The 24,089-nt window shown below is 54.0% G+C and carries 19 protein-coding genes; 11 read left to right on the top strand and 8 right to left on the bottom strand.

Annotated features, from left to right (window positions below; translation table 11 throughout):
* Positions 1–5: 5 nt before the first annotated feature.
* From aaeA to ACJY2L_RS15910, 4 genes are all read left to right on the top strand, one after another.
* Positions 6–938 (top strand): p-hydroxybenzoic acid efflux pump subunit AaeA, encoded by a 933-nt coding sequence (gene aaeA / locus ACJY2L_RS15925; protein ID WP_067427447.1) that lies wholly within the window; start codon positions 6–8, stop codon positions 936–938.
* Positions 939–949: 11 nt separating this feature from the next.
* Positions 950–2,908, top strand: a complete 1,959-nt coding sequence (gene aaeB / locus ACJY2L_RS15920; RefSeq protein WP_067427449.1) for a p-hydroxybenzoic acid efflux pump subunit AaeB — start codon at positions 950–952, stop codon at positions 2,906–2,908.
* A gap of 129 nt (positions 2,909–3,037) precedes the next feature.
* Positions 3,038–4,489 (top strand): NAD-dependent succinate-semialdehyde dehydrogenase, encoded by a 1,452-nt coding sequence (locus ACJY2L_RS15915; protein WP_439214462.1) that lies wholly within the window; start codon positions 3,038–3,040, stop codon positions 4,487–4,489.
* Between the two features lie 47 nt (positions 4,490–4,536).
* A complete protein-coding gene (locus ACJY2L_RS15910) occupies positions 4,537–4,803 on the top strand; it encodes a hypothetical protein (protein WP_187487528.1) in 267 nt (88 codons plus the stop codon).
* A 63-nt stretch (positions 4,804–4,866) separates the two neighbouring features.
* Here ACJY2L_RS15910 and yhcN (ACJY2L_RS15905) read toward each other — a convergent pair whose 3' ends face one another.
* The 3 genes from yhcN (ACJY2L_RS15905) to argR form a co-directional block, all read right to left on the bottom strand.
* Positions 4,867–5,130 (bottom strand): peroxide/acid stress response protein YhcN, encoded by a 264-nt coding sequence (gene yhcN, locus ACJY2L_RS15905; protein WP_067427455.1) that lies wholly within the window; start codon positions 5,128–5,130, stop codon positions 4,867–4,869.
* A 97-nt stretch (positions 5,131–5,227) separates the two neighbouring features.
* The gene (gene yhcN / locus ACJY2L_RS15900) at positions 5,228–5,491 is read right to left on the bottom strand and encodes a peroxide/acid stress response protein YhcN (protein WP_439214461.1); all 264 of its coding nucleotides are present in this window, start codon (positions 5,489–5,491) and stop codon (positions 5,228–5,230) included.
* 395 nt (positions 5,492–5,886) lie between these two features.
* Positions 5,887–6,357 carry a transcriptional regulator ArgR gene (gene argR / locus ACJY2L_RS15895; protein ID WP_067427461.1) on the bottom strand — a complete coding sequence of 157 codons (471 nt, stop codon included), beginning with the start codon at positions 6,355–6,357 and terminating at the stop codon, positions 5,887–5,889.
* Between the two features lie 402 nt (positions 6,358–6,759).
* Between argR and mdh the strand changes: the two genes are divergently transcribed.
* Complete coding sequence (gene mdh, locus ACJY2L_RS15890; RefSeq protein WP_439214460.1) at positions 6,760–7,695, top strand: malate dehydrogenase; 936 nt, start codon at positions 6,760–6,762, stop codon at positions 7,693–7,695.
* 54 nt (positions 7,696–7,749) lie between these two features.
* On the opposite strand, the gene degS is transcribed toward mdh, so the two are convergent.
* The 3 genes from degS to zapG all read right to left on the bottom strand — a co-directional run bounded on the left by degS (position 7,750) and on the right by zapG (position 10,779).
* A complete protein-coding gene (gene degS / locus ACJY2L_RS15885) occupies positions 7,750–8,811 on the bottom strand; it encodes an outer membrane-stress sensor serine endopeptidase DegS (RefSeq protein ID WP_067435080.1) in 1,062 nt (353 codons plus the stop codon).
* Between the two features lie 85 nt (positions 8,812–8,896).
* Positions 8,897–10,264 (bottom strand): serine endoprotease DegQ, encoded by a 1,368-nt coding sequence (gene degQ, locus ACJY2L_RS15880; RefSeq protein ID WP_439214459.1) that lies wholly within the window; start codon positions 10,262–10,264, stop codon positions 8,897–8,899.
* A 113-nt stretch (positions 10,265–10,377) separates the two neighbouring features.
* Complete coding sequence (gene zapG / locus ACJY2L_RS15875; RefSeq protein WP_067427467.1) at positions 10,378–10,779, bottom strand: Z-ring associated protein ZapG; 402 nt, start codon at positions 10,777–10,779, stop codon at positions 10,378–10,380.
* A 167-nt stretch (positions 10,780–10,946) separates the two neighbouring features.
* On the opposite strand from zapG, the gene zapE reads away from it, so the two are divergent.
* The 5 genes from zapE (at position 10,947) to sspB (ending at position 14,613) form a co-directional block, all read left to right on the top strand.
* On the top strand, positions 10,947–12,074 hold the full coding sequence (gene zapE, locus ACJY2L_RS15870) for a cell division protein ZapE (RefSeq protein WP_067427469.1): 1,128 nt from the start codon (positions 10,947–10,949) through the stop codon (positions 12,072–12,074).
* A 239-nt stretch (positions 12,075–12,313) separates the two neighbouring features.
* The gene (gene rplM, locus ACJY2L_RS15865) at positions 12,314–12,742 is read left to right on the top strand and encodes a 50S ribosomal protein L13 (protein ID WP_067427471.1); all 429 of its coding nucleotides are present in this window, start codon (positions 12,314–12,316) and stop codon (positions 12,740–12,742) included.
* A gap of 15 nt (positions 12,743–12,757) precedes the next feature.
* Positions 12,758–13,150 carry a 30S ribosomal protein S9 gene (rpsI, locus tag ACJY2L_RS15860; protein WP_067427473.1) on the top strand — a complete coding sequence of 131 codons (393 nt, stop codon included), beginning with the start codon at positions 12,758–12,760 and terminating at the stop codon, positions 13,148–13,150.
* Between the two features lie 322 nt (positions 13,151–13,472).
* Entirely contained in the window at positions 13,473–14,114 is a 642-nt protein-coding gene (sspA, locus tag ACJY2L_RS15855; protein WP_067435083.1) for a stringent starvation protein SspA, read from the top strand.
* 4 nt (positions 14,115–14,118) lie between these two features.
* Positions 14,119–14,613 carry a ClpXP protease specificity-enhancing factor gene (gene sspB, locus ACJY2L_RS15850; RefSeq protein ID WP_264273079.1) on the top strand — a complete coding sequence of 165 codons (495 nt, stop codon included), beginning with the start codon at positions 14,119–14,121 and terminating at the stop codon, positions 14,611–14,613.
* A gap of 77 nt (positions 14,614–14,690) precedes the next feature.
* Here the strand turns inward: sspB and ACJY2L_RS15845 are convergent, their stop codons facing one another.
* Together ACJY2L_RS15845 and gltB are read right to left on the bottom strand one after the other, a co-directional pair.
* Complete coding sequence (locus tag ACJY2L_RS15845; RefSeq protein WP_439214458.1) at positions 14,691–16,109, bottom strand: glutamate synthase small subunit; 1,419 nt, start codon at positions 16,107–16,109, stop codon at positions 14,691–14,693.
* A 9-nt stretch (positions 16,110–16,118) separates the two neighbouring features.
* Positions 16,119–20,588 (bottom strand): glutamate synthase large subunit, encoded by a 4,470-nt coding sequence (gene gltB / locus ACJY2L_RS15840; protein WP_067427479.1) that lies wholly within the window; start codon positions 20,586–20,588, stop codon positions 16,119–16,121.
* 842 nt (positions 20,589–21,430) lie between these two features.
* Between gltB and arcB the strand changes: the two genes are divergently transcribed.
* Positions 21,431–23,776: an aerobic respiration two-component sensor histidine kinase ArcB gene (arcB, locus tag ACJY2L_RS15835; protein ID WP_067427481.1), complete on the top strand. Its 2,346-nt coding sequence runs from the start codon at positions 21,431–21,433 to the stop codon at positions 23,774–23,776.
* Positions 23,777–24,089 lie beyond the last annotated feature (313 nt).

Here is a 24,089-nt window from a genome sequence, read left to right as displayed (position 1 = left end):
TTTAAGTGAAAGCGCTTATAAGAAAAGTCGCGCGTTATGCGGTGACCGTTATTCTGGTGATCATCGCCGCCGTCATTATTTTTCGTGCCTGGGTGTTCTACACCGAATCGCCGTGGACGCGGGATGCCAAATTTACCGCCGATGTGGTGGCCATTGCGCCCGATGTTACTGGGCTGATCACCGAAGTGCCGGTGCATGACAACCAGCTGGTGAAGAAAGGCGATGTGCTGTTTGTGATCGATCGTCCACGTTTTCAGAAGGCGCTGGATGAAGCCCAGGCCGACGTCGCGTATTACCAGGCTATCGCCAGTGAAAAGCGGCGAGAAGCGTCACGTCGCAACCAGCTTGGCGTGCAGGCGATGTCACGCGAGCAGATTGAGCAGGCCAATAACGATTTGCAAACCACCGAGCATCAGCTGGCAAAAGCTGCCGCTACGCGTGATTTAGCCGCGCTGGATCTGCAACGTACCACCGTGCGTGCGCCTTCTGACGGCTGGGTAACCAACCTGAACGCCTTCGAGGGTGAGTTTATCACTCGCGGATCGGTTGCCGTCGCGCTGGTGAAACAACATTCGTTCTACGTGCTGGCGTATATGGAAGAGACCAAGCTCGATGGCATTCGCCCTGGCTACCGCGCTGAAATCACGCCGCTGGGCAGTAACCGCGTGCTGCATGGCACGGTGAACAGCATCGCAGCAGGTATTACCAACAGCAGCAGCAGCGTCGATAGCAAAGGCATGGCCACGGTCGATTCTAATCTGGAATGGGTTCGTCTGGCGCAGCGTGTGCCGGTGCGTATCCATCTTGATGAGCAGATCGGCAATCTCTATCCTTCGGGCACCACGGCAACCGTTGTAGTGACCGGGCCGGAAGATCGCCAGCAAAAACCTGCTTCGCCGGTGATGCGCTTTTTCAATCGCCTGCGTGAGTTTGGTTAGGCCGGGCGATGATGCAACTTGAAACGCTGCGCTTTCCGATCAAGCTGACCTTTGCCGTTGTTGCGGCGTTGATGATTGGATTTCATTTCAATCTGGAAACGCCGCGCTGGGCGGTGATGACCGCTGCCATTGTGGCTGGCGGTACGGCTTTTGCTGCCGGTGGTGATCCCTATTCGGGCGCGCTGCGTTACCGTGGCGTGCTGCGTATTATCGGCACGTTTCTCGGCTGTATCGCGGCACTTGCCATCATGATTGGCACGATTCGCGCACCGGTGGTAATGCTACTGCTCTGCTGTCTGTGGGCGGGCATCTGCGTCTGGTTGTCGTCACTGATTCGGGTAGAAAACTCTTATGCACTTGGCCTGGCGGGCTATACGGCGCTGATTATCGTGGTCACCGCCGACGCCAATGGCGCGCTGACGCTGGCGCCGCAATATGCGGTGGAGCGCTGTAGCGAGATCGTGCTGGGTATTGTTTGCGCCATTGTCGCGGACATGATCTTCTCCCCGCGATCGATCAAAAAAGTGATCGATCGCGAAGTGGAATCGCTGCTGGTCGATCATTATAAACTGCTACAACTGTGCGTTGCGCACGACGATAAAGACGCCGTGGATAAGGCGTGGAGCGGGCTGGTGCGTCGGACCACCGCGCTGGGCGGCATGCGCAGCCAGCTGATGATGGAATCGGCACGCTGGCAGCGGGTCAGTCGCCGCTTACATATGCTGAATACGCTCTCGCTCACGCTGATTACTCAGGCTGCTGAAACTTTTTTGGTGCAGAACAGCCGTCCGGATTACATCGCGCCGCAGTATCGCTTGCTGCTGGATCGCGAGGTCAACGATGTTAACGATGTGCGCAAACGGCTGAAGGTGTTGCGCCGGGTGATTACCGCCAGTAGCAGTAAATCCCTGCCGCTTACGCTGGCCAGCTGGGTGGGCGCTGCATCGCAGTACACGCTGCTGATGAAAGGCATTCAAACCAACAGCCGTATCAGCCATATCGAAGAGCAGATTTTGCAGGGCGAAGTGGTGATAAAAGCCCGCTCGGCAGAAACCCATCACGCGATGATTAACGGCATTCGCACCTTTGTTGCCACGGCGGCGGGTTCGCTGTTCTGGCTCTATTCCGGCTGGACCTCGGGCAGCGGCTGTATGGTGATGCTGGCGGTGATCACTGCGTTAGCCATGCGCATGCCGAATCCCCTGATGATCGCCAAAGATTTTCTTTACGGTATGACCGTCGCGCTGCCGTTGGGCGGCATCTACTTCATGTATATTCTGCCCGCTACGCAGCAGAGCGCGCTGTTGCTGTCGATTGCGATCGGCCTGCTGGCGTTTGTGGGGGGAATTTTTATCCAGCGGCGACAAATCGGCACGTTGGGCGCACTGGTCGGCACGCTCAATATTCTGGTGCTGGATAACCCAATGACGTTTCGCGTCAACGTGTTTCTCGACAATGCGCTTGGCCAGGTGATTGGCTGTTTTGTGGCGCTGCTGGTGATTCTGCTGATTCGCGATAAGTCGAAGGCGCGCACCGGCCGCAAGCTGCTGAACCGCTTTATGTATGCTGCGGTGGCGGCGATGACCACCAATCAGGCGCGTCGTCGTGAAAATCATCTACCGGCGCTTTATCAACAGCTGTTCCTGCTGTTGAACCTGTTTCCCGGTGATATTAACAAGTTCCGTCTGGCGCTGACCCTGATTATCGGCCATCAGCGGCTGCGTGCGGCGGAGATTCCGGTGAATGACGATCTCTCCGCCTGGCATAAGCAGATGCGCTACACCGCCGATCGGGTCATTGCCGCACGCAGCGACGATAAACGGCTGTACTATTATCAGCGGCTGTTGCAAGAGCTGGAGATCTACCAGCAAAAGCTGGCACAGTATGCCGCGCCGCCAACCGTCACCGAACCGGTGCACCGGCTGGCAGATATCCTGCAGCGCTATCAAAGCACCATGATAAAAATATGATCGTCAGCCGCCTGCGGGCGGCTTTTTTTTGTCCACTTTCTTGCCGCACTGCCAGCCTCACTGCCGCGGCCGTCACGATTCACCACTATAATGATGAAAACATGATGGTAAATTCCGCCAGGAGGAGAAATGTCACAGTCCCTGCACGATCACCCGCTTTTCCAGACCGGCTACCTTAGCAATGGCCGCTGGCAGAGCCTGAGCAGCACCTTTGATGTATTGAACCCGGCCACCGGCGAGGTCATTGCCCGGGTTGCCAACGCGGGCAAACAGGAAACCGAGCAGGCGATTGCTGCCGCTGAGCAGGCTTTCCCCGGATGGCGTGCACAAACCGCCAAGGCGCGTTCTGAATATCTGTATCGCTGGTACGAGCTGATAATCGAGAACAAGCGCTGGCTGGCAGAGCTGATGACCGCCGAGCAGGGCAAGCCGGTGAAAGAGGCAGAAGGGGAAGTGGACTATGCTGCCAGCTTTATTCAGTGGTTTGCCGAAGAGGCAAAGCGCGCCAACGGCGAGATTATTCCTCCGGCCAAAGCGGGATCGCGCATTCTGGCCACGCGGGAACCGGTAGGTGTGGTCGCCGCGATCACCCCCTGGAATTTCCCGATGGCCATGCTGACACGCAAGCTGGGTGCGGCGCTCGCCGCGGGCTGCACCGGCCTGATCAAACCAGCCAATAATACGCCGCTTTCCGCCTTTGCGCTGCTTGAGCTGGCAAAACAGGCGGGCATACCGGACGGCGTGCTGAATGCGGTGGCCGGCGATACGCATGCCATCAGCGATGCAATCATGGCCAGCAGCGTAGTACGCAAAATTTCTTTCACCGGCTCTACCGCCGTTGGCAAGCTGTTGGTGCGCAACGCGGCGGAAACCATGAAGAAAGTCTCAATGGAGCTGGGTGGAAATGCGCCTTACATCGTGTTTGAGGATGCTGATATCGATGCGGCAGTAAAAGGCGCGATTGCCAATAAATTCCGCAATGCAGGTCAGGTGTGCGTTAGCGTGAACCGCTTCTTTATTCATAACGCTATCTACGATCGCTTTGTGACCCAACTGGCTGATGAAGTTAAGGCACTCAAGGTCGGCAACGGCATGGAGGAAGGGGTAGTCGTGGGGCCGTTAATCAATGCGGCAGCGGTGGAAAAAGTTGAAGAACATGTGCAGGACGCCGTGGCTAACGGCGGACGCATTATGGCAGGTGGCGCGCGGCATGCGCTGGGCGGCAACTTCTGGCAGCCGACGGTGATTGCCGACGCCAGTGAAAATATGAAGCTGGCCCGCGACGAGACCTTCGGACCAGTGGCTGCCTGTTTCCGCTTCGATGACGAAGAAGAGGTGATTCGTCGCGCCAATGACACTGAATATGGCCTGGCCGCCTACTTCTACACCCAGAACCTGCAGCGCGTGTTCCGGGTCGCTGCGGCGCTGGAAAGTGGCATGGTGGGTATCAACGAGTGTGCCGTTTCTACCGAGCTGGCGCCGTTTGGTGGCGTTAAGGAGTCGGGACTGGGTCGTGAAGGATCGGTGCTGGGGCTGGAAGAGTATTTACAGGTCAAAGCGCTGCACATCGGCGGACTCTAAATCCCGGGCAGCGCAAGCTGCCCGATTGTATGGCGGGAGCGGCCATCATGAATAAAACGACATTTGATTTTAACGAGATTGTCGACCAGAGCCATTTCTTGCGGCAGTTTAGCGAACGCTTTGCGCATGGAGAGACATTTTACGATCTCGATGAACTATGGGATGCGGTGATGGGGCCTGCCATGCCGCTGCCAATGGAAGTTGAGTTTATCCATCTTGGCGCCGGACAGAAACGTCGCTATGGCGCTTTGATTCTGCTGTTTGAAGAGGCCGAAGCGGAACTGGAAGGCCGCCTGCTGTTTTCCATTCGTTAACACCACGCAAAAAAATGCCCCGCATGGCGGGGCAAAATCTTCGTCACAAGGTGACGGGGAAACTTATTTGTAGAGTTCAGCAGTCAGGTGGTAGCTGTCACCGGTGCGTGCTTCAATCACTTTATAGGCGCTGGCGCCTTGCTCATCAGCTTTTTGTGACAGGGCCGCACGGTAATCTGTTGGCGCACCACCGATGCCGCTGATACTGATCGTTCCTGCTGGCTGCAGATCCGCTGCCTGCTGGCTGGTCACCAGCTGAGCCGCCGAAGCGCCAAAACTAAGCAGGGATAACAGACTTAACGTTGCAAGTGTCGCTTTAATTTTCATGGTGTCTTTCCTCATTCGGGTCAACAACCTGCAGGCTAAACAGAGTAGGTCAGGTCGTCAGAGAGAGTGATGTCGTTCAAAAAACTACCGCGCGCTGTTACTTATAGAGTTCAGCGGTAGCGTGGTAGTTGCCGTTGTTATACGCCTCAATAATGCGATATTTGCTGGCGCCCTGCGCATCGGCTTTATCGGACAGCGCCTGACGAATAGTCATTGGCGAACTGTCGAGACCGCTAACGCTCACGGTGCCCGCAGACTGCAGATTTTGTGCCTGCTCGCGGGTGACCAGGTCGGCTGCGCTGGCGCCGAAAGAGAGCACAGAAAGTACGCTTAGTGCAGCAAGAGTGGTTTTAACGTTCATGTGAGATTCCTCGTTAATGTTTTTTATTAGATTGCTTACTGTGATTCTCATCACGAAAATAAGTGTATATCTAATAACGCAGGAAATCATTATTCGGCTAATAATATTTTGGTGGGATACTTTAGGCGGTTGTCGATTTTTAATAACTACAGGTTATAAAAAATGCTTATATTTCGCACTGCTGCTCATCAATCCTTCAAAAATCATGAAGATAGTTAAATTGCGCTATTTGTGCTCTCTGCTGCCATATATTGATCTGCGTTGAGGCAGATCATGGAAGATTACACTGCTTTTTAGCCCGTGAAGCAGCGTATTAGCGTGGTAGTGGTGAAAGGGAGGTAAAGAAAGAGGCAGATGCGAAAAGGGCGCCGACAGCCTGGCTGTCGGCAGAGCAATTACAGTTCCTGTTCAAACAGCATCAGGATTGCGTCATACAGCTGTTTCACGGTAAAGCTGCGTGCTGGCGTGATAAAGATGGTGTCATCTCCGGCGATGGTGCCCAAAATGCCTTCCGCTTTACCCAGTGAGTCCAGCAGGCGGGCAATCAGCTGCGCTGCACCTGGACTGGTATGAATCACGACCAGTGCATCGTTGTAGTCAATATCCAGCACCAGATTTTTCAGCGGACTGGTGGTGGTGGGCACGCCCAGCTCAGCGGGCAGGCAGTAAACCATCTCCATTTTCGCATTGCGCGTGCGTACGGCACCAAACTTGGTCAGCATGCGCGACACTTTGGATTGATTGATATTTTCGAAGCCCTCTTCCTGCAGCGCTAATACGATCTCGCCTTGAGAGCTAAATTTCTCTTCTTTTAATAAGGCTTTAAACGCCTTGACCAGATCTTCCTGCTTGGATGGATTACGCATATTTTACCGAAATTAAGAGTGAAATGGGCCAGTTCACGGGGTGGTTACTGTATTATTATGCATATAAATGAATTTTTATGCAAACAGTCTGCTGGGTATTACGAGGAAATTATTCAGGCGGCGCATCTTAACAAAAATGTTTTATGAATCAAGTGCGTTAACTGTGCGCTGGGTCAGAGGAAAAAGTGAACAAATTGTTATAAAATTGCTGATGTTCATTCAGTGGGACGGCATGGCATTCACACCGGCTCACAATCAAGACAGATAAATACCGATTGTCTGAATGAGTGCGACAACAGACAAAAGCACCTGTCGCACTCGCCACTGGCGTTCAGGTTGACGGGGGTCCTGTGAAAAGGGATTCTTCGCACTTTTCCGCCTCACCATTATAAGGAGTTTAGGATGAAAGTTGCAGTTCTCGGCGCAGCAGGCGGCATTGGACAGGCGCTCGCGCTCCTGCTTAAAACCCAGTTACCCGCGGGTTCAGAACTCACTCTCTATGACATCGCGCCGGTGACACCGGGTGTGGCGGTTGACTTGAGCCATATCCCAACGGCGGTAAAAATTACCGGTTTCAGTGGTGAAGATGCAACGCTAGCGCTGCAAGGTGCGGATGTGGTATTGATTTCCGCCGGTGTGGCACGCAAGCCAGGCATGGACCGTTCCGATCTGTTTAACGTCAACGCTGGCATTGTGCGTAACCTGATTGAGCAGGTTGCGGCCACGGCACCGAAAGCGTTGATCGGCATCATCACTAACCCGGTCAATACCACGGTGGCGATCGCCGCTGAAGTACTGAAAAAAGCGGGCGTATATGACAAAAACCGTCTGTTTGGCATCACCACGCTGGATATTATTCGCGCCAACACCTTCGTTGCCGAACTGAAGGGTAAGCAGCCAGATCAGGTTAACGTGCCGGTGATCGGCGGTCACTCTGGCGTAACCATTCTGCCGCTGCTGTCGCAGGTAGAAGGCGTCAGCTTCAGCGAGCAGGAAGTGGCCGATTTGACTAAACGCATTCAGAATGCCGGTACCGAAGTGGTGGAAGCCAAGGCAGGTGGCGGATCGGCCACGCTGTCGATGGGCCAGGCCGCGGCACGTTTCGGTCTCGCGCTGGTGCGTGCGCTGCAGGGTGAAAGCAACGTGGTGGAATGCGCCTATGTCGAAGGCGATGGCGAACACGCGCGCTTCTTTTCTCAGCCGCTGTTGCTGGGCAAAAACGGTATCGTTGAGCGCAAGCCCATTGGCACGCTGAGCAGTGCTGAACAGCAGGCGCTGGATGGCATGCTGGATACGCTGAAAAAAGATATTCAGCAGGGCGAAGAGTTTGTTAAGTAAGCGCTAGCCAGAAATAAAAAGGAGCCGCGGGGCTCCTTTTTTTATGCCTGAAGGCTAATTTTGCGTGGGGTATTCGAGGATAGTCACCGGCAGCGTCAGTTTTTGTTCGTTGCGGATCACGTCGACGTTGATCACAGAACCGGGGCGAATCTCGGCAACCTGGTCCATGGTTTCCTGCGCAGAAATCGCCGGTTTGCCGTTAACGTTAACCAGCACATCGTTGACCTGAATGCCGGCTTTCGCGGCGGGGCCATTCGGCGCAACCTCACTGACAATAATGCCCTGAATACGATCGATATTACTGCCCTGGCCGTGCAGCTGTGGCGCCTCACGGCCGGTAATGCCGATATAGCCGCGAATGACCCGACCGTCGCGAATCAGCTTATCCATAATTTTGGTGGCTAACTGCGTGGGAATGGCAAAGCCAATACCTTCGGGTGTTTCACCGTCGTTGCTCTTGTCGAAAGAGAGCGTATTAATGCCCACCATTTCGCCCAGTGAATTGACCAGTGCACCGCCAGAGTTGCCGTGATTGATGGAAGCATCGGTCTGGATGAAATTTTGGCGCCCGGATGGGCTGAGTCCAACGCGGCCGGTAGCGCTGATAATCCCCTGCGTCACCGTTTGTCCAAGATTGTAAGGGTTACCAATCGCCATCACGATATCGCCAACATGCGAGACACGCTGCGTATTGATGGGGATGACCGGCAGGGTCGATGCAGTCACTTTCAGCACGGCTAGATCGGTCAGGCTGTCAGAACCCACCAGCATCGCTTCAAAAAAGCGGCCATCCTGCAGGGCCACGATAATCTGATCGGCATCATTGATGACATGTTTATTGGTCAGGATATAGCCTTTGGCGTTCATGATTACGCCAGAGCCGAGCACCGTGGTAGCGCGTGCGCTGCCGCCATTGCCGGCACTGCGGTTGTAGACGTTCACCACCGCTGGCACGGCACGGCGTACACCCTGGTTAAAGCTTAGCGGCGTTTCGTCTGCGCTATCTTCACTTGCGGGCACGAGGGTGCCGCCGAGGCGCAGGGCAGGCAGAGCCAACAGCAAAATGCCTGCGACAATCAGGCCAAGGATCACTGAGCGCAATAGTTTGATAAACATGGTGTAATTTAAGCCAGGAATGAACGGAAGGCAGAATAACATGAGTTAAGCGGACACACACCTTGTTGTGTCCGCTTCCTGAGACTTATCGCAACAGTAAATAAATGGTCTCTTCGCCACGTACGACGTGAAGCGCCATGACCGCCGGTTTGGCATCGAGGAATTTACGCATCTCTGCCAGATTCTGCACGCGGCTGCGATTAACGCCGACGATAACGTCACCTTTCTGCAAACCGATCTGTTCAGCCGGCGTGCCTTTGTCGACGGCATCAACGTTCACACCTTTGTCACCGGTTTTGGTCTGACCATCGCTTAAGGTTGCACCCTGCAACGCTGGCGACATCAGCTGCGCGCTGGCGGTAGATTGCGCGCTCTGTTCCAGCGTCACCGTGACGCTCTGCGGCTTGCCTTCACGTACCAGGCCGACTTTTACCTGTTTGCCCGGCGCGGTGGTGCCAATCTTCACGCGTAGCTCAGCAAAGCTGCTGATGGTTTTGCCATCCAGCGAGGTAATGATATCGCCTGCTTTGATGCCCGCCTTTGCCGCCGCTGACTGCGGCAGCACTTCTGAGACAAAAGCTCCGCGCTGCGCATCGACGTTAAATGCTTTGGCGATGTCTGGCGTTAGTTCGGTGCCTTTGATGCCCAACTGACCGCGTTTAACCTCGCCAAACTCAATCAGCTGCTTCGCCAGTTCAACCGCCATGTTGCCCGGAATGGCGAAGCCAATGCCGATGTTGCCGCCGCTGGAGGCGAGAATGGCGGTGTTAATACCAATCAGTTCGCCATTAAGATTGATGAGCGCGCCACCAGAATTACCCCGGTTGATCGCCGCATCGGTCTGGATAAAGTTTTCCAGCCCTTCGAGGTTCAACCCGCTGCGGCCCAGCGCAGAGATAATGCCCGAGGTTGCCGTCTGGCCCAGGCCGAACGGATTGCCGATAGCCACGGCAAAGTCGCCAACTTTAAGCGCATCAGAATCAGCCACTTTAATTTGCGTCAGGTTTTTAGCGCCCTGAATCTGAATCAGCGCGATATCGGTCTGCTCATCATGACCGATCAGTTTGGCATCATATTCATTGCCGTCGCTGAGCTGAACGCTGATTTTGTCTGCGCCATTGACCACGTGATTATTGGTCAACACATAACCTTTAGCCGCATCAATGATCACGCCGGAACCTAAGCCTTCAAAAGGCTGCGGCTGATTATCGCCCGGCTGCTGGCCAAAGAAACGCTTCAGCGGTTCAGGAATCTCCTGGCGGTCTTCCGTGGCGGTGCCTTCAACATGCACGCTGACCACCGCAGGCAGGACTTTCTCCAGCATCGGTGCCAGGCTTGGCAGCGCCTGACCCTGAATCTGCGCCGGTAATGTCGCCATGGCTGACGGCATCGCACCGAGATTGATGCCGATGCTCAATGCTAATGCGCTAAACAAAAGTGATTTCTTTTTCATCGTGACAACGCTCTCGCTGCGTAAGGTGGAATATAACGAAGGTTCGCCTTACATTGGCAAACACTGTGGTATCCGGTATGCAAAAGGGCGCTGAAGGCGCCCTGAAAATCTGCTTAATCGCGAGGTGAACGTTCGCTGCGCAGCAAGCCTGACGCACTCTCAGAATAGTCGCGCGGCATCTGCACCGGCGCCTGATCGTTATCCGCTTCCGCTTCGGTCAGTTGATACGCAAAGGGATTTTTCTCACCCGGTAAATTAGGCAGTAAATCGTTCGAACCTTTTGCCATGTGCTGGTAAAGCTGACGATAATCGCGCGCCATATTATCCAGCAGCTCAGCGCTGTGGGCGAAATGATTGGTCAGCTCTTCACGGTAATCTGCTAATTCCGATTTAGATTTTTCCAGCTCATACTGCAAACTACGCTGCTCGCGCAGCTTCTTGTTGCCGAAGCGCATAGCAACCGCGCCGATAATAATGCCAATCACTAAACCAATCAGCCCATATTCCCAGGTCATAATGACTCCCATATTGTCTTCGTTGTCCGTAGGGCATACCACAGTGTCACTATAACCGGTAATCTTACCGATGTGGAATCCTGCCGCGGTATCGCTTAGTGTAGAACGGCCTTTTTTTCGACGATCAACCCGGCGTTGACCCATTTTTCATGGAAGCAGAGAGCATCATGCATAGCCCGTCACCTTTAGCGCTTTACGAACAGGCGTTGGCCAGTAATGAATTCAAACCTGATGAGGTTCAACGTGAGGCGATTAGCCGTCTGGACGCGATTCAACAGGCGTTAGTCGCTTTAAAACCTGCCGATGCTGCGCCTGCAAAAGGGCTGTTTGGTCGGCTAAATAAGTTGATTGGCAAAGAGAAAAGCGCGGCGCAAACGCCCGTGCGTGGCCTCTATATGTGGGGCGGCGTGGGTCGCGGTAAAACCTGGATTATGGATCTCTTTTTTCAGTCAATTCCTGGCGACCGTAAGCTACGTTTGCACTTCCATCGCTTTATGCTGCGCGTGCATCAGGAACTGACACAGCTGCAGGGCCAGAGCGATCCGCTAAACGTCATCGCCGACCGCTTTAAGGCGGAAACCGACGTGCTGTGCTTTGATGAGTTCTTTGTCTCTGATATCACCGATGCCATGCTGCTGGGAACGCTCATGGAGGCGCTGTTTGCGCGCGGTATCACGCTGGTTGCCACCTCGAACATTCCGCCAGACGATCTCTACCGCAACGGCCTGCAGCGCGCGCGCTTTCTGCCAGCCATTGAACAGATCAAGCAGCACTGCGACATCATGAACGTTGATGCCGGCATCGATTATCGCCTGCGCACGCTGACCTCGGCGCATTTATGGAATGCGCCGCTGAACGAGGCGAGCGCAAAAGAGATGGATCGAATGTTTAAAGCGCTTTCCGGCGGCGGACGGGAAGAAGCGCCAGTGCTGGAGATCAATCATCGCGCGATGCCGACCAAAGGGGTTCGTGAGGGCGTGCTGGCGATCGATTTTGTCACGCTTTGCGGGGAAGGGCGCAGCCAGCATGATTACATTGAGCTGTCGCGGCGTTTTCACAGCGTGCTGCTGTTTGATGTGCCGGTGATGATTTATAAAACCGAAGATCAGGCGCGCCGCTTTCTGGCGCTGGTGGATGAATTCTATGAACGCCACGTAAAACTGGTGGTCGCCGCGGAAAGCTCGCTGTTTGAAATCTATCAGGGTACGCGGCTGAAATTTGAGTATCAGCGTTGCGTATCGCGTCTTCAGGAGATGCAAAGCGAAGAGTATTTGCGCCTGCCGCATCTGCCCTAAAATGCCGCGGCAGAAAGGTATAAATTAAACGCAGAAAAGGTTCGATCTTTAGCACCGACTTCCCTATAATCTTGCGACCCCACGTTACGACATCAGTTTTTTTCCCAAAACTCGATGTGCTCCGGTAACTCTATCCGAAGGGGTGGGCTTGCTGGTCAAGATGGTCGTGTGAGCCTCAACCGTTTATTCAAGCGTTTGGGATTTCACCAACGTGTAACTTAATTTGGGTAAGCTTTTAGATGAAAACTTTTACAGCTAAGCCAGAAACCGTCCAACGTGACTGGTATGTTGTTGACGCAACAGGCAAAACTTTAGGTCGTTTGGCGACTGAACTGGCGAGCCGTCTGCGTGGCAAGCATAAAGCGGAATATACTCCGCACGTCGATACTGGTGATTACATTATCGTTCTTAACGCTGAGAAAGTTGCCGTAACCGGTAACAAGCGTAGCGATAAGATCTATTATCATCACACCGGCCACATCGGTGGTATCAAGCAGGCGACCTTCGAAGAGATGATTGCCCGCCGTCCTGAGCGTGTGATTGAAATCGCGGTTAAAGGCATGCTGCCAAAGGGCCCGCTGGGCCGTGCTATGTACCGTAAACTGAAAGTTTACGCGGGCAACGAGCACAACCATGCGGCACAGCAACCGCAAGTTCTTGACATTTAATCGGGATTACAGGCAATGGCTGAAACTCAAAACTACGGCACTGGTCGCCGCAAAAGCTCTGCCGCTCGCGTCTTTATCAAGCCGGGCAGTGGTAACATCGTAATCAACCAGCGTACACTGGAACAGTACTTCGGCCGCGAAACTGCGCGCATGGTAGTACGTCAGCCGCTGGAACTGGTTGATATGGTTGGTAAATTTGACCTGTACATCACTGTTAAAGGTGGTGGTATTTCTGGTCAGGCAGGCGCAATCCGTCACGGCATCACTCGTGCTCTGATGGAATATGACGAATCTCTGCGTGGCGAACTGCGTAAAGCAGGCTTCGTTACTCGTGATGCTCGTCAGGTTGAACGTAAGAAAGTCGGCCTGCGTAAAGCACGTCGTCGTCCTCAGTTCTCCAAGCGTTAATAATTCCTGCTTCGGCAGAGGATTGTTACGAAAAACCCGCTTCGGCGGGTTTTTTTATGCACGCAGCAAAAACGCTAACCTGCTGAATCTAAAGGCACTGTGTGCGGCCTGCCGCGCAAATATTGCGTGCCGCGCCCACAACGTACTTAAAATCTGGTAAACTCTCTGTCACTTTGCGCCCGCTTAGCCCGTCTGCTGAATACAAACGTCCTGTCAGGATAGGGGACAGCAGCAACCCGGCTGCGTGCGGTGATGTCAAGCAGGTTACCTGCCTTATGGCTGGCTACTCGCAGTACTTTTCTGGATAAACTTGGAGGTTTTCATGGCTGTCGCTGCCAACAAACGTTCGGTAATGACGCTGTTTTCTGGTCCGACTGACATTTTCAGCCATCAGGTACGTATCGTACTGGCTGAGAAAGGTGTCAGCGTAGAGATCGAGCAGGTTGAAACGGATAATCTGCCGCAGGATCTGATTGACCTCAATCCGTATCGCACCGTGCCAACGCTGGTAGATCGTGAGCTGACCCTGTATGAATCACGCATCATCATGGAATACCTTGATGAGCGTTTTCCGCATCCACCGTTGATGCCGGTTTATCCGGTTGCGCGTGGCGAGAGCCGTCTGATGATGCATCGCATCGAGCAAGACTGGTATAGCCTGATGCGCCTTGTCGTTAACGGTTCGGCGCAGGAAGCAGAAGGCGCGCGTAAGCAACTACGCGAAGAGCTGTTGGCTATCGCGCCACTGTTTGCACGCACGCCATACTTCATGAGCGAAGAGTTCAGCCTGGTTGACTGCTATCTTGCACCGCTGCTGTGGCGTTTGCCGCAAATGGGCATTGAACTGGTCGGTACCGGCTCGAAAGATCTGAAAGGCTATATGAATCGTGTGTTTGAACGTGATTCTTTCCTCGCTTCTCTGACTGAAGCTGAACGTGAAATGCGCCTGCAAGCCCGAGGCTAACGCTATGGATATGACGCAACTTACCGCTCGTCGTCCCTATTTGCTGCGTGCATTCTATGAATGGCTGCTGGATAACCAGCTGACGCCACATCTGGTCGTGGATATCAATCTGCCAGGCGTGCTGGTGCCGCTGGAATATGCGCGCGATGGTCAAATCGTATTGAATATCGCGCCACGCGCCGTCGGCAACCTTGAGTTGGGCAACGACGATGTGCGTTTTAACGCGCGCTTCGGCGGCGTGCCGCGTCAGGTGACCGTGCCGCTGGCGGCCGTGATGGCAATTTATGCGCGTGAAAACGGAGCCGGAACGATGTTTGAACCGGAACCGGCTTACGAAGGGGCTGATGAGCTGGATCATGATACGGCTCAGGATGAAACCGTAATGTCTGTGATTGATGGCGACAAGCCTGACGATGCGGGCAGTAACGAAGACGATCATTCTGATGACGAGCCGCCGCCGCGCGGTGGTGGACGACCGGCACTGCGTGTTGTGAAATAAAAAACGGACCTCAGGGTCCGTTTTTTTATGGCCTTTATCCGCAGATTTGGGCGACGCACTCGCCGCCCGTGAACATATTACACTTCCAGATAATCCATGATACCTTCTGCCGCTTTACGGCCTTCAGCAATGGCGGTCACCACCAGATCGGAGCCGCGCACTGCATCGCCGCCAGCAAAGATTTTAGGGTTACTGGTCTGGAACGCTTTTTCAGGCCCTTCCGGTGCGATGATACGTCCCTGACCGTCAAGCTCGACGCTGAAGTCGGCCAGCCAGTGCATTTTGTGTGGACGGAAACCAAACGCCATCACCACCGCATCCGCAGGCAGCAGATGCTCAGAGCCCGGCACGATTTCTGCACGACGACGGCCATGCTCATCCGGTTGGCCCATTTCGGTACGCGCAACTTTCACGCCGCTTACCCGACCGTTGGCATTGATTTCCACACCCAGCGGTTGCAGGTTAAACTGGAATTCTACGCCTTCTTCCCGCGCATTCTTCACTTCGCGACGTGAACCCGGCATGTTCTCTTCATCACGACGATAGGCACAGGTTACGTGCGTTGCGCCCTGACGGATTGACGTACGCACGCAGTCCATCGCAGTATCGCCACCGCCCAGTACCACCACGCGCTTGCCTTCCATGCTGGTGTAAGGCTGCTCGCTTTTTTCAGCGAAGCCCATGGTATGCATCGTGTTAGCAATCAGGAACGGCAGCGCATCGTAAACGCCCGGCGCATCTTCGTTTTCCAGACCACCGCGCATCGACTGATAGGTGCCGACGCCGAGGAATACCGCATCGAAGTCATTGATCAGGTCGCTCATCTGCACATCACGGCCAACTTCAGTGTTGAGCTGAAACTCAATACCCATGCCGGTGAAGAGATCGCGGCGTTTAATCATCACCTCTTTTTCCAGCTTAAAGGCCGGGATGCCGAAGGTCAGCAGACCACCGATTTCAGGATGACGATCGTAAACCACCGCTTTCACGCCATTACGCGTTAAGACGTCGGCGCACGCCAGTCCGGCCGGACCGGCACCGATGACCGCCACCCGTTTGCCGGTAGGTTTCACGTGAGACAGATCGGGCTTCCAGCCCATTTCCAGCGCTTTATCATTGATATAGCGCTCGATGTTACCGATGGTCACGGCGCCAAACTCATCGTTTAGCGTGCAGGATCCTTCACACAGACGATCCTGCGGACAGACGCGGCCACACACTTCTGGCAGGCTGTTGGTTTGATGCGACAGCTCAGCGGCCTCAATAATGCGGCCTTCATTGGCCAGTTTCAGCCAGTTAGGAATGTAGTTGTGTACCGGACACTTCCATTCACAATAAGGGTTGCCACAGGACAGGCAACGATCTGCCTGCGCCTTGGCCTGACTTTCGGAAAAGGGTTCGTAGATTTCTACGAACTCAATCTTACGGATTTTCAGCGGTTTTTTCGGCGGATCAACGCGCTGCAAGTCGATAAATTGATAAACGTTTTGACTCATCTCAACCTCTTACTGCGCTTGCACCCGCAGCTCTGCTGCGGAACGACTACGGTGACCCAACAATGCTTTAACATCACTGGACTTCGGTTTAACCAGAGCAAACTTCGCTGACCATGCATGCCAGTTGGCGAGGATCTCTTCACCGCGTGAAGATCCGGTCTGCTGGACGTGCTCGGTAATCAGGCCGCGCAGGTGCTCTTCATGAATCGCCAGATCATCCACGCTCAGCACTTCCACCAGCTCGGCGTTTACGCGCTTGCGGAATTCGCCATCTTCATCCAGCACATAGGCAAAACCACCGGTCATACCTGCGCCAAAGTTAACGCCGGTGCGACCCAGCACGCAGACAATGCCGCCGGTCATGTATTCACAACCGTTATCGCCAATGCCTTCCACCACGGTAATGGCACCAGAGTTACGTACGGCGAAGCGCTCACCGGCACGTCCTGCAGCAAATAGCTTGCCGCCGGTTGCGCCATACAGGCAGGTGTTGCCCGCGATAGTCGCTTCATGGCTACGGAAAGCTGAGCCAACCGGTGGGCGAATGGCTAACATGCCGCCCGCCATACCTTTACCGACATAGTCATTGGCATCACCGGTAAGCGTCAACTCTACGCCGCCCGCATTCCAGACGCCGAAGCTCTGACCGGCAGTACCAGAAAAATGTGCCTTGATCGGATCGGCAGCCAGGCCCTGATCGCCATGCAATGCGGCAATCGCACCGGACAATGTCGCGCCTACCGAACGGTCGGTGTTGCGAATATCAAAGTAAAACGTTTTGCTCTGCTTCGCTTCAACATACGGCAGCGCCTGATCGTGCAACGCTTTGTTCAGCACACCATTATCAAAAGGCGGGTTACTGCTTTCGGTGCAATATACTGCTTTGCCCGGCATTGGCTCCGCGGTCTTCAGCAGCGCCGACAGATCGAGGTTCTGCTGTTTAGCGGTAAAACCATCCAGCTCTTTCAACAGATCGGTGCGACCAATCAGATCAACCAGGCGCTTCACGCCCAGTTCCGCCATCAGCTCGCGAGTTTCACGCGCAATAAACTCAAAATAGTTCGTCACGCGATAAGGCAGGCCGTGGTAATGGTTTTTCCGCAGCTTCTCATCCTGCGTTGCCACGCCCGTTGCGCAGTTGTTGAGGTGACAAATACGTAGGTATTTGCAGCCCAGCGCCACCATCGGACCGGTACCAAAGCCGAAGCTTTCGGCACCAAGAATGGCTGCCTTGATGATATCAAGACCGGTTTTTAAACCGCCATCAACCTGTAGACGGATTTTGTGTCGCAGGCCGTTAGCAACCAGCGCCTGCTGGGTTTCGACCAGGCCCAGCTCCCACGGACAGCCCGCGTACTTCACTGAACTCAGCGGGCTGGCACCGGTGCCGCCATCATAGCCAGCAATGGTGATCAGATCGGCATAGGCTTTTGCCACGCCGGTGGCAATGGTGCCAACGCCGGGTTCGGAAACCAGCTTCACCGAAATCATTGCCTTTGGATTGACCTGCTTAAGGTCAAAAATCAGCTGCGCCAGATCTTCGATGGAATAGATATCGTGATGCGGCGGTGGCGAAATCAGCGTAACGCCAGGCACGGAATAACGCAGCTTAGCGATATACGGCGTAACTTTATCGCCCGGCAGCTGGCCGCCTTCGCCCGGTTTTGCACCCTGAGCAACTTTAATTTGAATCACATCGGCATTCACCAAATAGGCTGGCGTAACGCCAAAACGGCCAGAAGCCACCTGCTTGATGCGTGACACTTTATTGGTGCCGTAACGTGCCGGATCTTCGCCGCCTTCGCCGGAGTTAGAGTAACCGCCGAGGCTGTTCATCGCTTCAGCCAACGACTCATGAGCTTCAGGGCTCAACGCACCGATCGACATTGCTGCGGTATCAAAGCGTGTGAACAATTCGCTGGCAGATTCCACCTGATCGATATGCACCGATTCACCGGAGGATTGCAGCTGCAGCAGATCGCGTAACGCTGCAACCGGACGTTCGTTAACCAGCTTCGCGTAAAGTTCATAATCCGCATACTCGCCGCTGTTCACCGCTTTTTGCAGCGTGCCAACAACATCCGGGTTATAGGCGTGGTATTCACCGCCATAAACGTATTTCAGCAATCCACCCTGATCCAGCGGCTTACGCGCCAGCCAGGCACGTTTCGCCAGGTTAACCAGATCCTGCTCAAAGTCAGCGAAGTTCGCACCGCTGATACGGCTGACCACGCCGTTAAAGCAGATGCCAGAGACATCGGCATGCAGACCCACCGCTTCAAACAGCTTCGAGCAGCGATAAGAGGCGATGGTCGAGATGCCCATTTTGGACATGATTTTGTAGAGGCCTTTGTTGATACCGTTACGGTAGTTCAACATCAGGCTGCGGTAATCTTTTTCGATTACGCCGCTGTCGGCCATCTTCGCCAGCGATTCATAGGCGAGATAGGGATAAATTGCCGTCGCGCCAAAGCCCAGCAGCACAGCGAAATGGTGCGGATCGCGGGCGCTGGCCGTTTCGACAATGATGTTGGCGTCGCAGCGCAGATTTTTATCCACCAGCCGAGCCTGTACCGCACCGACAATCATCGGTGCCGGAACCGGCAAACGCGTGGCCGAAATCGCGCGGTCAGAGAGCACCAGCAGCACGGTACCGTTACGCACCATGCTTTCCGCCTGCTCACACAGTTGGTGAATGGTCTGCTCAAGCGACTGCAGCGCCGGATCAAAGGTGCAATCCAGCGTATCGGCGCGATAGTATTCGCCCTGCATGGTCGTGAGCTGCTGGAAGTCAGAATAGAGCAGGATAGGCGATTTAAAGCTTACGCGATGCGCCTGGCCTTCTGCTTCACAGAACACGTTCATTTCGCGACCGATGCTGGTCGCCAGCGACATCACATGATTTTCACGCAGCGGATCGATCGGCGGGTTAGTCACCTGCGCAAACTGCTGGCGGAAATAGTCATAGATAATGCGCGGTCGGCTGGAGAGCACGGCAAATGGCGTGTCATCGCCCATCGATCCTACCGCTTCCTGACCGTTTTCGCCGAGTACGCGAACAATCGAATCCAACTCTTCGGCACTGTAACCAAACTGCTTCTGGAAGGTCACCAGCAGGTTGTCATCCAGCTCGCGGCTGCCCACCCGATCGTCGGGCAGATCTTCAAACGGCACCAGACGTTTGACGTTTTTCTCCATCCACTCTTTGTAAGGGTGGCGGCTTTTCAGATCGTTGTCGGTTTCCGCTGAGTGCAGAATACGGCCAGCACGGGTATCGATGACCATCAGTTCGCCAGGGCCAACGCGACCTTTCTCGATCACTTCATCGGGCTGATAATCCCAGATGCCCACTTCCGAGGCGCAGGTAATCAGCTTGTCTTTAGTAATGACATAGCGCGCCGGACGCAGACCGTTACGATCCAGGTTACAGGCCGCATAGCGGCCATCGGACATCACGATGCCCGCCGGGCCATCCCACGGTTCCATGTGCATGGAGTTGAAGTCAAAAAAGGCGCGCAGTTCCGGATCCATGTCCGGATTATTTTGCCAGGCTGGCGGCACCAGTAAGCGCATCGCACGGATCAAATCCATGCCGCCGCTCAGGAACAGTTCCAGCATGTTATCCATTGAGCTGGAGTCAGAGCCGGTCTCGTTGACAAAAGGCGCGGCGTTCTGCAGATCGGGAATCAGCGGCGTATCGAATTTATAGGCACGCGCTCGCGCCCAGTGGCGGTTACCGGCGATGGTATTGATTTCACCGTTGTGCGCCATGTAGCGGAACGGCTGCGCCAGCGGCCAGCGCGGAACGGTGTTGGTAGAAAAGCGCTGGTGGAACAGGCAAATGGCCGATTCCAGACGCAGATCTGCCAGATCGAGATAAAAACGCGGCAGGTCGGCGGGCATGCACAGCCCTTTATAAATATTGACCTGATTAGAGAAGCTACAGATGTAGAACTCTTTGTCAGCCAGCGCTTCGATGCGTTTTTCGCTGCGACGGCGCGCCATATAAAGGCGGCGCTCCATGTCGCGCGGGCGCCAGCCAGCCGGAGCATTGATAAAAAGTTGTTCAATACGTGGCAGAGAGGAAAGGGCGATTTCACCCAGCACATCCTGATTGGTCGGCACATCGCGCCAGCCCACTACCGACAGCGTTTCACGCTGAACTTCTTCTTCCACAATGCGGCGGCTCGCCTCAGCCTTTTCCGGATCCTGGTTAAGGAACAGCATGCCAACGGCGTAGTTTTTTGCCAGGCGCCAGCCTTTCTCTTCGGCCACTACGCGGAAAAAGCGATCGGGTTTCTGTAATAACAGACCACAGCCGTCGCCGGTCTTGCCGTCAGCAAGGATCGCGCCACGGTGTTGCATACGGGCGAGCGCGTGAATAGCGGTACGCACCACCTTATGGCTAGGTTCGCCTTCTATGTGGGCGATCAGGCCGAAACCACAGTTATCCTTTTCAAGGGATTTATCGTACAACATATCAGTGAACCTCCCCAGGCTCTGTGGATCCCCATTTCCGACGGCGCTCAGGCGTAGCAAAGAGGCGCGATTGTTATGGCGAAGGGATAGTCACTTCGCTACTCGCCTCTTTCCTGATGGCCTTTTATGTCGGTGTCACAAGTATTGCGGACTTGCTTCAGAGGGAATCTCAATTACTGCATAATTATGGCGGATGGAACATCCGTCGAGAAAGCTTCCAGCGGATTTCCAACTTATCGGGAAAGCGCACACAGGTCAAATAGCGACGTTAATCAGCTGTTTATCGCTCTTTGTGTGCGTATGATTTTGATTTTAAAAGTATTTAAGATGAAATTAGTGGCAATCGAAGGTCTATTTCAATTCGGTGCAGAGTGAATCGTCCCACTGTAGTGCAGCGCCGGAATCTCTGCACCATGCTGGTGCTGGCGTGTTTTACAGCATAATACACTGATTAGCTGCGTCGCTGCCTGCTAACAATCTGTTTTTCACCCGGGCATCGTTTTGAATCAAACTGCGTTTTTGCATTAGTAAAATTAATTACGTAGTGGGTGATTAAAACAGCGAAAAAGATGAATTTTTATTCGTTCGGAAAATAAGAATCAGGCGCAGGTAACGGCGTTACTGCACAAAAAGAGTGGAATTACAGCGAGATTGCTCACAAACGAGCGGGTTATCAATGTAAGCGGTCATCATAATTAGTCAAGCCCTTTGTCTCCAGAGCGTTGCCAGCAGGCAAACTAAGCCGGCAATGCACTTAAAGAGTGCAACGGCGCGGGTTTGCGTCAATGGTGCCGATAATAAAATACGCTATGATGGTGACTTGCTTTGAACAGGGATTAATCATGAAACAAATTCGCCTTTTGGCACAGTACTATGTTGATTTGATGGTCAAACTTGGCCTGGTGCGTTTTTCTCTGCTGTTGGCATCGGCGCTGGTGGTGCTGGCGATGATTGTGCAAATGGCGGTGACCCTGGTGCTGCGCGGTCACGTAGAAAGCATCGACATGGTACGTTCTGTTTTTTTTGGCCTGCTGATTACTCCCTGGGCGGTCTACTTTCTTTCTGTGGTGGTGGAGCAACTGGAAGAGTCGCGACAGCGCCTGGCGCGGCTGGTAGATAAACTGGAGGAGATGCGCAATCGCGACCTTGAGTTAAACCAACAGATGCAGCTCACCATTACCCAGCTGAATCAGGAGATCGCCGATCGTATCAAGGCGGAAAAAGCGCGACGTCAGGCGATGGAAAAGCTCACTGAAGAGATGGCGCGCCGCGAGCAGGCCCAAATCGAACTTGAACAGCAATCCTCTTTTTTACGCTCATTTCTGGATGCCTCGCCTGACCTGGTGTTTTATCGCAACATCGACAAGCAGTTTTCCGGCTGTAATCGCGCCATGGAATTATTGACCGGCAAAAGTGAAAAGCAGCTGATCGGGCTGACGCCGGAAGATGTCTATGATGATGAAGCGGCGACTAAGGTGCTGGAAACCGATGAGAAGGTGTTTCGTCATAATGTCTCGCTCACCTATGAACAGTGGCTGCAATATCCCGATGGCCGCAAAGCCTGTTTCGAAATTCGTAAGGTGCCTTATTACGATCGCGTCGGCAAACGCAGTGGCCTGATGGGCTTTGGACGCGATATTACCGAACGTAAGCGTTATCAGGACGCGCTGGAGAACGCCAGCCGTGAGAAGACCACCTTTATCTCTACGATCAGCCACGAACTGCGTACGCCGCTTAATGGCATCGTTGGCCTGAGTCGTATTTTGTTGGATACCGAGCTAAATCAGGAGCAGCTAAATTATCTGAAGACCATTCACGTCTCGGCTATTACGCTGGGCAACATCTTTAACGATGTGATTGAAATGGACAAAATCGAGCGCCGTAAGGTGCAGCTTGATAATCAGCCGGTGGACTTTACCGGCTTCCTCGCCGATCTTGAAAATCTCTCTGGCCTGCTGGCTCAGCCGAAAGGGCTGAAATTTGTATTACAGCCTGAATCGCCGGTGCCGCATAAAATCATTACTGATGGCACCCGGCTGCGACAGATTTTGTGGAACCTGATTGGCAATGCGGTGAAATTTACCCAACAGGGCGAGATTGTCGTGCGGGTCAATTATCAGCCGGACGAAACGCTACGCTTTGATGTCATCGACTCAGGCATGGGGATTCCGCAGGATGAGCAGGATAAAATTTTCGCCATGTATTACCAGGTGAAAGACCAGCACGGCGGCAAACCGGCAACCGGCACCGGTATCGGGCTGGCGGTATCGCGGCGGCTGGCGCAAAGCATGGGCGGTGATATCACCGTACAAAGCGCGCCGGGCACAGGATCCTGCTTTACCGTCACCGTTCAGGCACCGCGGATTGCGGATGAAGTGGAAGATGAACAGTCAGAAGAAGAGATGCCTCTGCCCGCACTTCACGTCCTGTTGGTGGAGGATATTGAACTCAACGTCGTCGTTGCGCGCTCGGTGCTGGAAAAACTCGGCTGTAGCGTAGAAGTGGCGATGACCGGCGGCGAGGCGCTGCGTATGTTCCAGGTGGATGAGTTTGATCTGGTGCTGCTGGATATCCAACTGCCTGATATGACTGGACTGGACGTTGCGCGTGAAATCCATCGTCAGCATCCTCAGGCGCAGCTGCCACCGCTGGTGGCATTAACCGCTAACGTGCTCAAAGATAAACGAGAATATCTGGAAGCGGGCATGGATGATGTGCTGAGTAAGCCGCTGGCGGTACCGGCGCTGACGGCGATCATCAAGAAGTACTGGGATTATCATGATGACGACGGTGACGTTACTGAGATCGAGGAAGAGGACAGCCGGTTGACGCTGCTCGATATTCCCGTGCTGGAGCAGTATATCGACCTGGTCGGGCCGGGGTTAATTCGTCAAAGCCTGGCGATGTTTGAACAGATGATGCCGGGATATCTGGCGGTGCTGGACTCTAACATGATGGCGCGCGATCAAAAGGGCATTGCCGAAGAGGGCCATAAAATCAAAGGCGCGGCAGGTGCCGTGGGATTACTGCATTTGCAGCAGCTCGCTAAACAGATTCAAAGCCCGGAATTGCCTGCATGGTGGGACAATGTTCAGGAGTGGGTCGACGAGCTCAACCAGGAGTGGCGAAACGACGTGGACGTGTTGAAAGCGTGGGTTGAGACGGTAGAAAAAAATGACCCCAGCTGAGCTGGGGTGCGCGAATACTGCGCCAACACCAGGGAAAAGGGTACTGAAGCCGTTATTAATATCTGTTATCACAGGGCATCAGTTTGGTATTGGGTAGTGCCTGATAAATACCTTAGCAAATATGTAAAACGCTGCGACAAGATTGATTAAAATCTGTGATGTAGAGCAGCGTCTCCGTACAGAAAACATTAATTTGGCAACACAGTCAAGCTGTGAATCATTTTATTGATTTCTCTGCCTGAAATTTCAGCGAATGTAATTATTTTGTTAAATGCCGTTAAAGGCTTCCCTTACGGGATCTGCGTCACAGGAT

The organism is Duffyella sp. Ts4 (genome assembly GCF_051851875.1).
In the GTDB taxonomy this organism is placed as follows: Bacteria; Pseudomonadota; Gammaproteobacteria; order Enterobacterales; family Enterobacteriaceae; genus Duffyella; species Duffyella gerundensis.
This window is presented reverse-complemented; position numbering and strand designations above follow the sequence as displayed.